The sequence below is a fragment of the Paraburkholderia podalyriae genome (assembly GCF_014397785.1).
GTDB lineage: Bacteria > Pseudomonadota > Gammaproteobacteria > Burkholderiales > Burkholderiaceae > Paraburkholderia > Paraburkholderia podalyriae.
Window position 1 is genome coordinate 1 of record NZ_VZQQ01000208.1, and the last position, 1,572, is coordinate 1,572.

The window sequence follows — 1,572 nt, forward strand, 5'->3', positions numbered from 1 at the left end:
CAGCAAGAAGTGGACGATGCCTATCCGCGACTGGAAAGCGGCCCTGAACCGCTTCACAATCCAGTTCGAAGAGCGGCTAGTGCCGGGTTAAACCTCAACCCGTTTACACAAAATTCCGGACACCCCCAAGTAGCCATTGCGCACGACATTCGTTACCGCGTCCGGGAACGTCTCGCTGAAAGCGTTCAGCAGTTCAAGGCTGTCGCGTTGCCGGTTGATCACCCACAGGACAACAAGCCGACGCCGAAGCTCACCAAGCGCGCTGGCCAGCGTTGCGCCGAACTGCTCGACACCCGTTTGGCTCCGCGCCGCCGTGTTAACAACGATCGCGGCGTCCCGTTGCTCATCGCAGAAATTGACGAGGCCGATCCAGCCGTCTGCATCGTCCAGGTTATATGCGATACAACGCATCTCGCCCTGAACCGCTTTCATCACGTCCGGATTGGAGGTATCGGTTTCCACCAGCGCGGCACGAATATCCTGTCGTAGCAGATAGTCGGCCAGCGCGAGTGCAACAAAACTTTTGCCTACGCCGCCCTTGCTGCCGCCAACGAGATAAATGGGGTAAGTCGTCATGTCCATTGGAATCCTCTAAAGGTTCTCGGTATCGGGCCGGATCTCGAATGAGAACGCGTCACGCATCACCATGCTCCCCGGCCTGCTGACTGGTTTTCCCCCATCCTGCTTCTGATTCTCTCTGACAGCCCCCGCGCGCGGTACATTGTCCTTGCTTACCCTCTTCACACGGGGCGATGGCGCGGCATTGCCCCGTGCCGATTCCTTTACAACCTGTCGAACTGGCTTGTCTTTCTTCGAGGGATATAACGCGTACTTGACCGAGCCAACGCTAAAATCGACACCCCTCTTCCTTGCATGTTCAACGATTTCTTCCAGCGTATATCCCTTCTTCCTCACCGCACCGATCACCGGACGCATCTCTTTCATCGCGTCGGTAATCGAGACGCGCTGCTCGGCCTCTGGCTTGACGGGCAGCGATTCCAGAGAGCGGACAAGCTCATCCCATTGCGCTCGGGTATAGCTTTTCGCAACCGGCATGGTTCGCTCCGTCGTGCTTTCTTCATCCCATCTTGTTGACTCAGGAATCCGCCGTCAACACCTGTTTTCGACCGTATTTTCGCTATCGGCACATCATGGACTCAGACGGATGGCGTCGGAATAAAAGAAATATTTTGGGCGCGTCTGGCAGGAGCAACAGACACAGGCCGAAGTCCGGGAAACGCATCGTAAGCCTTCGAGGCAAACGCAGCGGCGGCGCAGTCGCAGAACGACCCCTGCCAACGGACAGAAGCGCTTTGACCATCAGGACGCGCACGAGGAACTGCGCCGACAACGACACGACAAGCTCGCAGACTATGCCCCTGTCCTGACGAACTTCCGATAGCCCTGATGGCGTACTCTCGGGAATGACCGCGCAGATTTTGGGAGGCGGTTTCAAAGGTGAAGCGCAACAGCGGGTTAATGAACGGAAGCTGAAGTTATGGAAGCGGTTGCGAGCATACGTTCGAACACCTCGAATGGCGAATGAAATGCATGCGTAGCACGCGGTCGGCT

At 56.9% G+C, this 1,572-nt stretch carries 1 protein-coding gene and 1 pseudogene; both read right to left on the minus strand.

Features of this window, described 5'->3' with window-relative positions; genetic code table 11:
• Window positions 1-123: 123 nt before the first annotated feature.
• Window positions 124-582, minus strand: a pseudogene (locus tag F6X42_RS42535) (nucleotide-binding protein); the annotation flags it as partial.
• Window positions 583-591: 9 nt separating this feature from the next.
• Complete coding sequence (locus F6X42_RS42540; RefSeq protein WP_187639722.1) at window positions 592-1,056, minus strand: hypothetical protein; 465 nt, start codon at window positions 1,054-1,056, stop codon at window positions 592-594.
• Between the last annotated feature and the right edge of the window lie 516 nt (window positions 1,057-1,572).

Coding starts and splice junctions, on each gene's coding strand:
- F6X42_RS42540 (WP_187639722.1), bottom strand. CDS start 1,056: ATGCCGGTTGCGAAAAGCTATACCCGAGCGCAATGGGATGAGCTTGTC.